Here is a 13,421-nt window from a genome sequence, read left to right as displayed (position 1 = left end):
GGATTGCGATACCCCTTTTCCGCTTGCGACGAGCATCGCAAATCAGGAATTAACTAATTGATTTATTGTGTTAATCAATAACAAAATAGGCGGCTTGAAGGCCGCCATCAGAGGCAGGATTCTACCTCTCATCCACAAAGTTATCCACAGCTTTATCAAATAATTGATCTTGACAACGCACCCATAAACGCGGTGTAATCATGCGTTTTTCTAAGCACATCAAGGGATTACCAAATGAAACGCACGTATCAACCTTCGGTCGTGCGCCGCAAGCGCACCCATGGCTTCCTGGTTCGTATGCGCACCAAGGGTGGCCGTGCAGTTATTGCTGCTCGCCGCGCCAAGGGCCGCACACGTCTGGCTGTTTAAACCGGACGTTCGGCGAGGTGGAACAAACCTTCGCCAGACGCTATCGCCTGACAAAAACGGATGAGTTCTCATCCGTTTTTGGTTTCAGGAAGGCTATTCGCGGCAAGTTGCTGATGCTGCACTATCAACCAAGGGCAAGTGGTTCAGACGATCCACGGCTCGGGGTGGTGGTTGCCAAAAAATTGCTGAAACGATCGGTTGACCGTAACAAAGTCAAACGTATCATTCGCGAACAGTTTCGCTGTCAGAGGATAAATCTGCCGGCATGCGATCTGGTGGTCCGGCTTGCAGTCAAGCCTGCACCACTTGATGGCAAACTGCTGGCCAGTGATTTTCTTGCTCTGATTGACAAACTGCGACGGCCCCGGCCGAAGCGGGAAGAATCATGAAACGCCTGTTGCTTGGACTGATCAAGGTCTATCAATATGCGATCAGCCCCTATTTGGGGCGACGCTGCCGTTATTTTCCGAGTTGCTCGGAATATGCGGCAGAAGCCGTACAGAAACACGGTGCCATCAAGGGTGGCTGGCTGGGCGCAAAGCGTCTCTGCCGCTGTCATCCCTGGCATCCCGGTGGGTACGATCCGGTACCCTGAGATAAGTAAGCTTGATTATGTAGGCAGTTCATGGACACTCGTCGCCTGATTCTGGTTTTGATCTTCACGTTCTCGAGCTTCATGCTGTGGGAAAACTGGCAGAAGTACAACCAGCCGAAGCCGGCCGAGGCCGTTGCGGCAAATGCGGCCGCCGGTGCTGCGCCGACGCCTTCTGCTGCCTTGCATGCCGGTTCTGTGCCCGGCGCACCGGTGGTCGCTCCGGCGGCAACTGTTGCGACGGCTGAAACCTTCACCATCACTACCGATCTGGTCAAAGCGACCATTTCTTCCGTCGGTGGTGATCTGGTTGAACTTGAACTGCTCAAGTACAAGGCACATGAAGACAAGGAAAAGACCTTCCAACTCTTCGAAGCCACGCACAAGTATGCTGCCCAGAGCGGTCTGACCGACGGCCTGCCGTCGCACCGCTCCGTCTTCAAGCGCGTTGCCGGGCCAAGCAGCCTGGCTGAGGGTTCCGATGAACTGAAGGTGCGTCTGGAAGCAGCAACGACCGACGGCATCAAGGTCGCCAAAATCCTGACTTTCAAGCGTGCTTCCTACAGCATTGATGTTGCCTGGGAAATCAGCAACGGCAGCGAAAAAGCCATCGCGCCGCATGCTTACTTCCAGTTGCAGCGCGACAATGTCAGCCCGGCTGGTGAAACCAAGATGGTTTCGACGTTTACCGGTCCGGCTGTGTATACCGAAGCCGACAAGTACCAGAAAATCAGCTTCGACGATATTGCCGGCAACAAGGCCAAATTCAACAAGACCGCCGATAACGGCTGGCTGGCCATGGTTCAGCATTACTTTGTCGCTGCCCTGGTTCCCAAGGACAAGACACCGCACGAGTTCTACATGCGCAAGCTGGACGGCAGCGATGTCTTCCAGGCCGGTGTAATCGTACCGATTGCCGAAGTGGCTCCGGGTGCCAAGGGTGAAACATCTGTCACCCTGTATGCCGGTCCGCAAGAACAATCCGCGCTCAAACAGGTAGCCCCCGGCCTCGATCTGGTCGTCGACTACGGCTGGCTGACCATGGTCGCTGCGCCGATTTTCTGGGCCCTGCAGGCAATTCACAGCCTGGTCGGCAACTGGGGCTGGGCGATTGTTGTGCTGACCATCATCATCAAGGCCATCTTCTTCCCGCTCTCGGCTGCTTCCTACAAGTCGATGGCAAAAATGAAGGTACTGACCCCGCGCCTGATGCAGCTCAAGGAGCGCTTTGCGGATGACAAGCAGCGTCTGAATCAGGAAATGATGAAGATGTACCAGACCGAAAAGGTCAATCCGCTGGGTGGTTGCCTACCCATCCTGGTCCAGATTCCGGTCTTCATTTCGCTCTACTGGGTGCTGCTCGGTGCCGTTGAAATGCGCGATGCGCCCTGGATCCTGTGGATCAAGGATCTGGCCTCGGCTGACCCCTTCTTCATCCTGCCGGTCATCATGATGGCTTCGATGTTCCTGCAGACCAAGCTCAACCCGACGCCGCCGGACCCGATCCAGGCCAAAGTGATGATGGCCATGCCGCTGATCTTCGGTGTCATGTTCTTCTGGTTCCCGGCCGGTCTGGTGCTCTACTGGGTGGTCAACAACGTGCTTTCCATTGCCCAGCAATGGCACATCACCCGCGCCATCGACGCCGGCGGCAAGGCTGCCAACGATCCGAAGGCCTAAGGTGTGAATCACGACACCATCGCTGCCATCGCCACGGCCCCCGGTCGTGGCGGGGTCGGCGTCATTCGCATCTCGGGCAGCAATTTGCTGCCCTTTGCTTTTGCACTGACCGGCAAGACACCGCAGCCGCGCTATGCGACGCTGGCCAACTTCAAGGCAGCCGACGGCAGCAGCATCGACAGCGGCCTGCTCCTGTTTTTCCCCGATCCGCACTCGTTTACCGGTGAGGATGTGCTTGAACTGCAAGGCCATGGTGGTCCGGTCGTCATGCAGATGCTGCTGGCCCGCTGTCTCGACCTCGGTGCCCGCCTCGCGGAACCCGGCGAATTCAGCCGCCGCGCCTTCCTCAATGGCAAGCTCGACCTGGCCCAGGCCGAAGCGGTTGCCGACCTGATCGATGCGGCTACCACCAGCGCAGCACGCTCGGCCGTACGCTCGCTGCAGGGCGAGTTTTCCAAAGCCATTCATGGTCTGACCGACGAACTGATCAACCTGCGCATGCTGGTCGAGGCAACTCTCGATTTTCCCGAGGAAGACATCGATTTCCTCAAGGCCGCCAATGCCTTCGGCCGACTCGAAGACCTGCAGTTTCGTCTGGCCGGCATCTTCGACCGGGCCGGCCAGGGCAAGCTGCTGCAATCGGGCCTGCATGTCGTTCTGGCCGGACAACCGAACGTCGGCAAGTCATCGCTGCTCAATCGCCTGAGCGGCGACGATCTGGCCATCGTGACGCCGATTGCCGGCACGACGCGCGACGCCTTGCGGTCGACCATCCAGATTGAAGGAATTCCCCTCCACATCATCGATACCGCCGGTCTGCGCGAGACCGAGGATGAAGTTGAAAAGATCGGTATCGAACGCAGCTGGCGCGAGATCGAACGCTGTGACGTTGTGCTCTTGCTGGTTGATGCGAGAACTGGCGTCGGTGAAGCAGACCGCGAAATTCTGGCGCGTCTTCCCGAGCGTCTGCAACGCATCACGATCTACAACAAGATCGATCTGGCAGGCCGCGCTGCAGAGCGTCATGAAGAACCTGGCGGCATTGCCATTTCGCTGTCGGCCAAGGCCAACAGCGGCATCGAATTGCTCCGCCAGGAACTGCTGCGGATTGCCGGCTGGCATCAGACCGAAGATGTCTTCATTGCCCGCGAACGGCATCTGCGTGCCCTGAGTCTGGCCCAGGAACATCTGGCGGCAGCACGACAGGTAGTGGAAAGTCAGCTGCCCGCGCTGGAATTATTTGCCGAAGAACTGCGCCTGACGCAGCAGGCTTTGGGCGAAATTACCGGTGAATTCACGGCAGATGACCTGCTCGGCGTTATTTTCAGCCGTTTTTGCATAGGCAAATAAGCCATTTTTGCCTGTTCAGGTCGGTCTACCGGATGGGGAAAAAGGGCTGTTGATAAGCCTGTGGAAAAATTGTCAGGCAAATGTGGATAAAAGATGAATATCCCCACCTGTGGAAAACTGTCCAGAATTCATCCCCAGGCTATCCGCAGCTTTCCAGAAACGAAATTTTTCATTCAACTGGCTGATAAACATCAACTATTTTGACTTATCCACAGAACTGTTACTGAGATAGTCTTAGTCTTAGCTTTATATATAGTTCTTATTAAAGACAGTACAGTCGCGCATTTTGGCAAAAACGCGACTGTTGAAAACCTCTTTAGCTTCTTTCCTTTTCCAGCCGATTGCGGCTGATGATGGCATCGGCGATCTCACGGCTGATCGCATCTGCATCCGGAAGCTGGTTGGGACGGAAAATGATCAACGGGATACCCAGGCTTTCGAGAGCTGCCTGTTTTTCCTGTTCACCGTGATTTTCTCCAGCAGGTGTCGGCCAGGCCAGTTCGATTGCGGCGACGATGCCGAAATCTGCGCCACAGACCACAAAGTCCACGCCACGACCCGACATGCCGCGCAAGCGTTGTGCATCAACCCTGCCCCGCAACAGCGCAAGCTGGGCAACGCCAACCTGGGCAAAAACGCGCATGTTGGGCATGGCTTCAAGCAGGCGGATGTAGAGTTCCTGTTCAGCATCGTTCAACAGGCGATACTGGCGCTTCGGACGCTCAAGCAGACGGGTCTCCGGATCAAGTTCCAGCTGGCGCTGCTGCGGCCGGCGTTCGCGTGTCTGTTTGAGTTCCTGATTGATCGAGGTCGATTCCGGATTTTCGGTTTGGCGTCCACGAAAAATCAACGCAATACCGCCGGCGACACCGGCCGCAATTAGTCCAATAGTCAAAGCATCCATGTCAGAGAATCCGCCTGTTTTTATTGCCGCAATAATGGCATGAAACGCCATTATTGGCTGCATGGGCAGTTCGTTTTATGAAGAATGAATTTTCGCTGCAGCTTTGCACCTGCAGTATTCGGCAATACTTTTGCCGGAACTCAATCGGGATGATTTTTCTAATAAAATCCAGCCACTTCGCCCAAGGAACAGTTCATGCGCATTACGCTCGTTCATCCCGCCGGTTTCAACTTTGTGCCTGGCCAGCCTGATTTCTCGGTACTGGCCAACCGCATGCCGCCGATCGGGATCATGCAGCTCGCTTCCTGGCTGGAAAAATTTGGTCACAGCGTGCAACTGCACGATTGCCTGGGTCCTTACGCCCCGCCGACGATCGCCGAGAATGCTGAAATCGTGCTGGCAACCGATCCGGAAATGGTCGGTTTTTCGGCGACGACTTCCGGTTTCATGGATGCCGTCGAGATTGCTACCTATATCCGCGAGCGCCGGCCCGAGATCAAGATTGTTTTCGGCAATGTCCATGTTTCCTCGCTGGGCGCGCCCATCCTCGAACATTTCCCGGAAATCGACTACCTGGTGATGGGCGAGGGTGAAGGTGCCCTGCTCGATCTGGCCGACGGCAAGCCATTGGCTGAAATCGGCAACCTGATCTGGCGCAACGAACAAGGCAAGATCGTCGTCAACCCCCGTCGCGACCGCATCCTCGATCTCGATGAACTGCCCTTCCCGGCTTACGAGAAGCTGGCCGGGTTTCCGCATGCCTATCACCTGCCTCTGTTCGCCTACGAAAAGCGTTATGGCGCGACGATGATCACCTCGCGTGGTTGCCCCTACACCTGTTCGTTCTGCGACCGCACGGTGTTCGAGCGCCTGTACAAGACCAATTCGGCGCAATACACCTACGACCACATGAAGTACCTGCGGGACAACTTCGGGGTCTACCACATCAACATGTACGATGACCTGTTCACCGCCAAGAAGCAGCGCGTCATGGATCTCTGTCAGTTGCTGATCGACAAGCCGCTCGGCGTGCAGTGGAATTGCGCCATCCGCACCGGCCATACCTCGGACGAAATGCTTGCCCAGTTGAAGAAAGCCGGCGTGCTGATGGTGTCGATGGGCGTTGAATCGGCCGATCCGGGCATGATGGAACGCCACAAGGCCGGCGTCACGCTGGATGCGGTGCGCGATACGGTGCGCCAGATCCACGCGGCCGGCATGCGTGCCAAAGGCCTGTTCATTTTCGGCATGCCCGGCGAGACACCGGAAACCGTCAAGGTGACCAGCGATTTCATTCTTTCGCTCGAACTCGACGAGATGAACATGACCAAATTCAGCCCGCTGCACGGCGCGCCGATCTGGGAAGAATGCGCCAGCCAGGTGTCCGGCGATTTCATCGAGGACTGGCGCTTGATGAACTGCCTGAATTTCGTCTTCCTGCCGCACGGCTTCAAGTCGCGCGAAGAGATGGATGCGCTCTACAACTGGCACGTCAAACGCTTCTACGACAGCAAGGGCTATCGCCGGCGTTTTGCCAAGCGCCTGTGGCAACACCGCTGGAGTCTCTGGCATGTCGTCAAGCATCTGCCGGAAACCATCGCCGCGGCGCGTTATTTCAGTTCCAACAAGGAGCAGCTGGAAAAGGCCAAACGCGAGTTCAAGCTGCATCCGCGCCAGCCGGTCGGGCTTAAACCCTTCTTGAGCAAGGACCTGCTGGTGGACAACATCGTCTCGATGTCGCCGGTCAAACTGTCGCGCCGCGAAGCGATGAAGGCGATCATCCCGCTGATTGAGGAAGGTACCTCCTGTTGTACGCCGCCGTCCTTGTCGACAGCGGTATAATCGCCGGCTACTTCGCAGGGGATACGGGGGGTATCGACATGAGAAGAACCAGCATTTTTGCCTATTTTTGCGGGTTGACCGTACTGGCCGCACTTGGCAGCCTGAGCGCCTGTGGCGGCAATTCGGGCGAAACGAAGCCGGATGAAGCCAAGCCGACGGCCCAGGCGAAGAAGGCGGAAACCTATGTGCGCAGCGGCTATGCCTGCTGCAACCTGCACTATGACGGCGACTGGATCAATGACGCCAACCTGGCGCAACTGCCGTTCATTGCCGCCGGTACGCCGATCAATGTGAAGAAGATTGACGGTTACCGCGCCTACGTCGAGATTAATGGCAAGCCGATGCGCCTTGGTCTGGACTATGGCCGGGTCCAGGAAACGACCGAGCAATGGGTGAACAAGCTGGTCGTGCTTGATGATCCGAAGTTGAAAATCGCCAAATTTGCGCCGTTGACCCGCAAGGCCATCGAAGAAGGCAAGCTTCTGCGCGGCATGACCCGGGAACAGGTCATCATGGCAGTCGGACATCCGCAAACCAATGAAAATCCGAACCTGAACGGCCCCTACTGGCGTTACTGGTGGTCGAGCTTTGGCCCCTATTACGTCTATTGGGCCAAGGGTACGGTAAGCAAGATTGACGGCCATTCGGAAACGGTTGGCTACATGACGTACAAAGCCAAAAAATAAACTTCGCGACCACAGAGATAATTCGGGAGAATGGTTTGATGGAACAGCAGGCGAAGGATGTGGAACGTCAGGAATGTGACGTTCTGGTGATTGGTGGCGGTCCGGCCGGAACGACGGTGGCGCCGTTCCTGACCGAAAAGGGCTACAAGGTGGTGGTGCTGGAAAAGGCCCGCCATCCGCGTTTTCATATCGGCGAATCGCTGTTGCCGGCCAATCTGCCGCTTTTCGAGCGGATGGGCATTGCCGAGGAAGTGAAGGCAATCGGCATGGTCAAGCCGGGCGCCGAATTCGTCTCGCCGCATCACGACATGCCGCAGTGCTTCGAATTCGCCGATGCCTGGGACAAGTCGATGCCCTATGCCTATCAGGTCAAGCGCGACGAGTTCGATACCATCCTGATCCGCAATGCCGAGAAGAAAGGCGTCGAGGTGCATGAGGGCTGCAAGGCCAAGGCCGTCGATTTCCTGCCTGACAACAGCGGCGCCATCGTGCGTGCCCAGCACGACGACGGCCGTGAGTCGGAATGGAAGGCGCGTTTTGTGGTCGATGCTTCCGGGCGCGACACCTTCCTCGCCAACCGTTTCCAGATCAAGCACCGCAATCCCAAGCACAACAGTTCGGCAATCTACGGTCACTTTGCCGGCGCCAAGCGCCACGATGGCCAGGCAGCCGGCAACATCACCATTTTCTGGTTCGAGCATGGCTGGTTCTGGTTCATCCCGATGATGAACGATACGACCAGCATCGGCATGGTGACCTGGCCGTACTACATGAAGACCATCGGCGACCGTAACATCGAGCAGTTCCTGATGGACGGCATTGCGATGTGCCCGGCGCTGGCCGAGCGTCTGAAGGACGCCAAGCTGGTCAACAAGGTCGAGGCGACCGGCAACTTCTCCTATGTTTCCGAACGCAATCACGGCCAGAACTACATGCTGCTCGGCGATGCCTACGCCTTCATCGACCCGGTGTTCTCGTCGGGCGTCCTGCTCGCCATGAACAGCGGCGTGATCGGCGCCGAGGCGATCGATACCTGCCTGCGCGAGCCGGCCAGGGCGGCGGCCGCGCTGAAGCGTTTCGATGCACTGATGAAGCACGGTCCGAAGGAGTTCTCGTGGTTCATCTACCGCGTGACCAACCCGATCATGCGCGACTTCTTCATGTATCCGAAGAACATTTTCCGGGTCAAGGAAGCCCTGCTTTCCGTGCTCGCCGGCGACATTTTCGGCAAGACGCCGATCTGGCGTTCGATCCTGATGTTCAAGGTGCTCTATTACATCGCCAACATCATCCAGCCGAAACGCGCTTTCATGGGCTGGAAACGTCGCAACTTCAATATCCGGCCGGTGGAAGTTCCCGCCGTCTATAACGCCTAGTGAATCTGCAGCTTTTTACCGGTCTACCGCTCCAGGATCTGCCTTTTGCCGCCAGCGGCGAGGCAGACCAGGTGCTGGGCGGCGTCTGGCTGGGGGGCTCGCCGCCGCTGCGCCCGCCGGTCTGGCCGGTGCAGGCGATTGCGACGCCGGTGCTGGGCACCGGCAGTGCTGGCATGCAGGAAATCTGGCGCTGCAACGAAGCCTGTACGGAAGGCAGGTTTGAAGGCATCGCCTGGCGTCGCGCCGGCAATCTGCTCTACGGTGTGATCGACCTTGATGAAGCGGCATTTTCGGCTGTTTTGCCGGGTTCACCGTTGCAGGCTGCCAGCCAGGAAGCCTACCGGCGGATTTTCCGCCTTCTCGAAGCGCAAGGCCTGCCGCATCTGTGGCGGGTCTGGAACTATCTGGCCGGGATCAACCAGGAGGTCGACGGGCTGGAGCGTTACCGCCAGTTCAACATCGGCCGCCAGGACGCCTTTCTCGAATATGCCCGCGGCGCCACCGGCAATGTGCCGGCTGCCTGTGCCATCGGCCTGGCCAGCGGGCCCTTGTCGATCGCCTTCATGGCCGGGCGCGAGCCCGCCGTGCCGGTCGAGAATCCGCGCCAGGTCAGCGCCTACAATTATCCGAGCGAATACGGTCCGCGCAGCCCGACCTTTTCGCGGGCGGCACTGGTTTATCCGCCTGCCCAGGAAGTCCTGTTCATTTCCGGTACCGCCAGCATCGTCGGGCATCAGACCGTGCATCCGGACGATGTGCCCGGGCAGTGCCGCGAATCGATGGCGAATATTGCCGCCGTCGTCGGCGAGGCCAACCGCTTGTGCCGTTCGCCGGAATTCACGCTGGACGAGCTGTCTTACCGGGTTTACATCCGCCATGCGGCGGACTTTGCTGTCGTCCGCGAGACCTTGACGGACATGCTGGGCAGCGCTGCCGAAATCATTTACGTGCAGGCAGACATCTGCCGGCATGATCTGTTGCTGGAAATCGAGGCGATGGCCTCGCACACGCTGGGGAGCTGCTGATGCGCACGTTCGTGAAAACCACCGGGTCGGCACTGGCCGCCCTCCTTGTTGCGACAGGCGCAGTCCACGCGGCCGAAGAACGGCCGCTCTGGGAAATCGGTGCCGGTGTCGCGGCCCTGAGCTTCCCCGCCTATCGCGGTTCCGACCAGAGCAACAACTTCCTGATGCCGGTCCCGCACTTCAGTTACCACGGCGAATTTCTCAAGGCCGACCGCCAGGGCATCCGCGGCAGCTTCTTCGATTCCGACCGGCTCGACCTGACGGTGAGCATGGCCTTGTCGGCACCGGCGAGCAGCGAAGACATCACGGCACGCAAAGGCATGTCCGATCTCAAGGGCAGTTTTGAAATCGGGCCGCAAGTCGATGTCACCTTGTGGCGCTCCGAGAACCGTGCCCGCTTCGTCAAGCTGCTGCTGCCCTTGCGCACCGCGATCACCCTCGAAGGTTCGCCCAAGGACATCGGCTGGGTTTTCCATCCCAAGCTGAACATGGACATCACCGACCTGCCCGGCATGCCCGGCTGGAATCTCGGCATGCTGGCCGGCCCGCTGTTCGGCGACCAGCGCCAGCACGCCTACTACTATTCGGTCGATTCGCAATACGCGACGCCGGATCGTCCGGCCTATGAAGCGAAAGCAGGTTATGCCGGCATGCAGTACCTGGTCGCCTTCTCGAAACGTTTTCCGAAATACTGGATCGGCAGCTTCCTGCGTTACGACAACATGAGCGGCGCGACCTTCGAAGACAGCCCGCTGATGCGCAAGAAGGATTATGTTGCCGGCGGCATCGCAATCACCTGGATACTCGGTGAGTCGTCGACGCGTGTGATGGTCAATGACTGATCAGCGACCGGTGGGCAATCCGCTGTGGATTGTCTACGAGTATGTCGCCATGGTGGTCGGCCTTGCTTCGCTGGCCCTGCTTTGCCTGCTCTGGTTGCCGTTCGCGATGTTGCTTTATCCCCTGCTGCCGCGCCGGCTCGGCCAGCCGCTCGGGCGGCGGATGATTTCGCACGGTTTCCGTTTCTACCTGCACCTGCTTGAGCGCCTGTGTGCCTGCCGTTTCGATCTTGGCGAGCTGGATGCGCTGCGTGACCAGGGCCCGCTGATTCTTGCCGCCAACCACCCTTCCCTGCTCGATGCGGTGATGGTCGTCTCGCGCCTGCCCAATGCCGTCTGCGTCATGAAGGCGGCGCTGATGGACAACATCCTGTTCGGCGCCGCCGCCCGTCTCGCCCGCTACATCCGCAACAACGCACCGCTCGAGATGATTCTCGGCGCACGCGAGGAATTGCAGGGCGGAGCCCATCTGGTGATCTTTCCGGAAGGAACGCGCACCACGAATTTCCCGCTCGAGCCGTGCACGCCGAGTACCGGCCTGATTGCGAGCCGTACCGGCATCCCGGTGCAGACCCTGCTCATCGAGTTCTCGACGCCTTATCTCGGCAAGGCCTGGCCGCTGTTCCGTCGCCCGGTGTTGCCGCTCGCCTGTCGCGTCCGGCTCGGCCGGCGCTTTGCGCCGGTTGCCGATGTCGTTGCCTTTACCGGCGAACTCGAAACCTATTTCCGGCAAACACTGGAAATTGCCCCTGAAAACCCGTCGACCGTACGCCATGCCGTCTGAAGCCTCCACCAGCCATCTCGTCCTGATTCCCAGCTACAACCCCGGTCCGAAGGTGCTCGCCACGGTGCGTGCCGCCCTGGCGCAGTGGTCGCCGGTCTGGGTCGTGGTCGATGGCAGCACCGATGGCAGTGCCGAAAAGCTGCAGGCACTGGCCGGCGAATGTCCCGGCCTGCACGTCATCGTGCTGCCGGAAAACCGCGGCAAGGGTGCGGCCGTGCTCGAAGGCATCAGCCAGGCTGCCGCGGCCGGCTTCACGCACGCGCTGACCATGGATTCCGACGGCCAGCACCCGGCCGAGCTGATTCCCGCGTTCATGGCCGCCTCGCAGCGCCTGCCCGGCCACATGGTGCTCGGCAAGCCGGTGTTCGACGCCGATGCGCCGGCCTTGCGCGTCAACGGGCGCAAGGTCTCGAACGGCTGGGCGAATCTGGAAACGCTGTGGATGGGCATCGGCGATTCGCTGTACGGCTTTCGTGTCTATCCGATCGCACCGCTGATCCGCATCATGCGCCGCAACCGTTTCATGCGCCGCTTCGACTTCGATCCGGAAGCCGTCGTCCGCCTGTGCTGGGCCGGCGTCAAGCCGCTCAACATCGACGCGCCGGTGCGCTATTTCCGCGCCGATGAAGGCGGCGTCTCGCATTTCCGCTACCTGCGCGACAACACGCTGCTGACCTGGATGCACACCCGGCTCTTTCTCGGCTTTGTCGTTCGTCTGCCGCTGCTGATCGTGCGCCGCATTTTCTGACTTTTTTACCCGTCGACCGCCATGAATACCACCGAAGTCTTCCTGATCGCGATGAGCATCATTTTCACGGTGCCTTACCTGATCTGGCGGGTCGGGCGCACCGAGTACTACGCGCCGCTGGTCGTCGTCCAGATCATCACCGGCATCCTGCTCGGGCCGGGCGTGCTCGGGCATTTTTTCCCTGACTACTACGCCTTTGTCTTCGCGCCGCCGGTGATCCAGTCGCTGAACGGCATCGCCTGGTGGGCGGTGATGCTCTTCGTCTGCATCGCCGGCATCGAACTCGACTTGCGCAAGGCCTGGGCGCATCGCGGCGAAAGCAGCATCACGGCCGGGCTGGCGCTCGGCACACCTTTGCTTTTCGGCTGTCTGGCCGCCGCCTTCATGCTGCTGACCGATGGCTGGATGGGGCCGCAGGCGATGACCTGGCAATTCGTGCTCGGCGTCGGCATGGCTTGTGCGGTCACCGCACTGCCCATCCTGATCCTGTTCATGGAAAAGCTGGAAATCCTGCGTCAGCCGATCGGCCAGCGCATCCTGCGCTACGCCAGCGTCGATGACATCGCGATCTGGGGCGTGCTGGCCACGATCCTGATGGACTGGCAGCGCGTCGGCAAGCAGCTCGCCTTTCTCGCCGCCTTCGTTGTCTTCGGCTTCGCCTTCCGCAAGCTGATGGCCTGGCTGGCCGAGCGCGACCGCTGGTATGTCGCGCTGATCTGGCTCGCCGTCTGCGCTTTCGGGGCCGACTGGTCCGGGCTGCATTTCATGGTCGGTGCTTTCCTGGCCGGTGCGGTCATGGAAGCCGAATGGTTCGATCAGGAAAAGATGGATCTGCTGCGCCACCATGTCCTGCTGGTGATCATGCCGGTCTTTTTCCTGTCGACCGGTTTGCGTACCAACTGGACCATGGGCGGCGAGGCGGTCTTCGTTGCCGCCGGTCTGCTGCTGTTTGCCTCGGTGAGCGGCAAGCTGCTCGGCATTCAGATCGCCGGCAAGATCCTCAAGTGGCAGCCGGGCGAGGCTTCGATCATCGGCTGGCTGCTGCAGACCAAGGCCCTGATCATGATCATTTTCGTGAACATCCTGCTCGACAAGAAAATCATCACCAGCGAGGCGTTTACCGCCCTGCTGCTGATGGCGGTGGCGAGCACCATGCTCACCGTACCGATGGTCGCGCCCAGGCTGGCGCGCATGCGCGAAATCATCTTCCGCGTCAGGTAAGGCGC

General features: G+C 59.2%; 14 protein-coding genes. 13 read left to right on the top strand and 1 reads right to left on the bottom strand.

Features of this window, described 5'->3' with window-relative positions; translation table 11 throughout:
- The first annotated feature begins 234 nt into the window (after positions 1–234).
- Genes rpmH through mnmE form a run of 5 tightly spaced genes read left to right on the top strand, consistent with a single transcriptional unit; the run spans position 235 to position 3,991 of the window.
- Positions 235–369 carry a 50S ribosomal protein L34 gene (gene rpmH / locus KI612_RS19800; RefSeq protein ID WP_011289924.1) on the top strand — a complete coding sequence of 45 codons (135 nt, stop codon included), beginning with the start codon at positions 235–237 and terminating at the stop codon, positions 367–369.
- A gap of 17 nt (positions 370–386) precedes the next feature.
- Positions 387–758: a ribonuclease P protein component gene (gene rnpA / locus KI612_RS19795; protein WP_226441777.1), complete on the top strand. Its 372-nt coding sequence runs from the start codon at positions 387–389 to the stop codon at positions 756–758.
- Entirely contained in the window at positions 755–964 is a 210-nt protein-coding gene (gene yidD / locus KI612_RS19790; protein ID WP_226441776.1) for a membrane protein insertion efficiency factor YidD, read from the top strand. Before rnpA ends, yidD begins: the two co-directional genes overlap by 4 nt.
- A 30-nt stretch (positions 965–994) precedes the next feature.
- Entirely contained in the window at positions 995–2,641 is a 1,647-nt protein-coding gene (gene yidC, locus KI612_RS19785; RefSeq protein WP_226441775.1) for a membrane protein insertase YidC, read from the top strand.
- A 3-nt stretch (positions 2,642–2,644) separates the two neighbouring features.
- Positions 2,645–3,991 carry a tRNA uridine-5-carboxymethylaminomethyl(34) synthesis GTPase MnmE gene (gene mnmE / locus KI612_RS19780; RefSeq protein WP_226441774.1) on the top strand — a complete coding sequence of 449 codons (1,347 nt, stop codon included), beginning with the start codon at positions 2,645–2,647 and terminating at the stop codon, positions 3,989–3,991.
- A 316-nt stretch (positions 3,992–4,307) separates the two neighbouring features.
- On the opposite strand, the gene KI612_RS19775 is transcribed toward mnmE, so the two are convergent.
- Entirely contained in the window at positions 4,308–4,946 is a 639-nt protein-coding gene (locus KI612_RS19775; RefSeq protein WP_226441773.1) for a DUF2726 domain-containing protein, read from the bottom strand.
- A 144-nt stretch (positions 4,947–5,090) separates the two neighbouring features.
- On the opposite strand from KI612_RS19775, the gene KI612_RS19770 reads away from it, so the two are divergent.
- From KI612_RS19770 to KI612_RS19735, 8 genes are read left to right on the top strand one after another with little or no spacing between them, the layout of a single operon-like run.
- Positions 5,091–6,737: a B12-binding domain-containing radical SAM protein gene (locus tag KI612_RS19770; RefSeq protein WP_226441772.1), complete on the top strand. Its 1,647-nt coding sequence runs from the start codon at positions 5,091–5,093 to the stop codon at positions 6,735–6,737.
- 38 nt (positions 6,738–6,775) lie between these two features.
- Entirely contained in the window at positions 6,776–7,423 is a 648-nt protein-coding gene (locus tag KI612_RS19765; protein ID WP_226441771.1) for a hypothetical protein, read from the top strand.
- A gap of 38 nt (positions 7,424–7,461) precedes the next feature.
- A complete protein-coding gene (locus tag KI612_RS19760) occupies positions 7,462–8,799 on the top strand; it encodes an NAD(P)/FAD-dependent oxidoreductase (RefSeq protein ID WP_226441770.1) in 1,338 nt (445 codons plus the stop codon).
- Positions 8,799–9,824: a chorismate transformation enzyme, FkbO/Hyg5 family gene (locus tag KI612_RS19755; RefSeq protein ID WP_226441769.1), complete on the top strand. Its 1,026-nt coding sequence runs from the start codon at positions 8,799–8,801 to the stop codon at positions 9,822–9,824. The genes KI612_RS19760 and KI612_RS19755 overlap by 1 nt, the downstream gene beginning before the upstream one ends.
- Complete coding sequence (locus KI612_RS19750) at positions 9,824–10,666, top strand: MipA/OmpV family protein (protein WP_226441768.1); 843 nt, start codon at positions 9,824–9,826, stop codon at positions 10,664–10,666. The genes KI612_RS19755 and KI612_RS19750 overlap by 1 nt, the downstream gene beginning before the upstream one ends.
- A complete protein-coding gene (locus KI612_RS19745; RefSeq protein WP_226441767.1) occupies positions 10,659–11,447 on the top strand; it encodes a lysophospholipid acyltransferase family protein in 789 nt (262 codons plus the stop codon). The genes KI612_RS19750 and KI612_RS19745 overlap by 8 nt, the downstream gene beginning before the upstream one ends.
- Positions 11,437–12,195, top strand: a complete 759-nt coding sequence (locus tag KI612_RS19740) for a glycosyltransferase family 2 protein (protein WP_226441766.1) — start codon at positions 11,437–11,439, stop codon at positions 12,193–12,195. The genes KI612_RS19745 and KI612_RS19740 overlap by 11 nt, the downstream gene beginning before the upstream one ends.
- 21 nt (positions 12,196–12,216) lie before the next feature.
- The gene (locus tag KI612_RS19735; RefSeq protein ID WP_226441765.1) at positions 12,217–13,416 is read left to right on the top strand and encodes a cation:proton antiporter; all 1,200 of its coding nucleotides are present in this window, start codon (positions 12,217–12,219) and stop codon (positions 13,414–13,416) included.
- The last annotated feature ends 5 nt before the right edge of the window (positions 13,417–13,421 follow it).

Source organism: Quatrionicoccus australiensis, from assembly GCF_020510525.1.
In the GTDB taxonomy this organism is placed as follows: Bacteria; Pseudomonadota; Gammaproteobacteria; order Burkholderiales; family Rhodocyclaceae; genus Azonexus; species Azonexus australiensis_B.
Note: the sequence above shows the minus strand (reverse complement) of the source record. Positions and strands in the feature narration are given on the sequence as shown.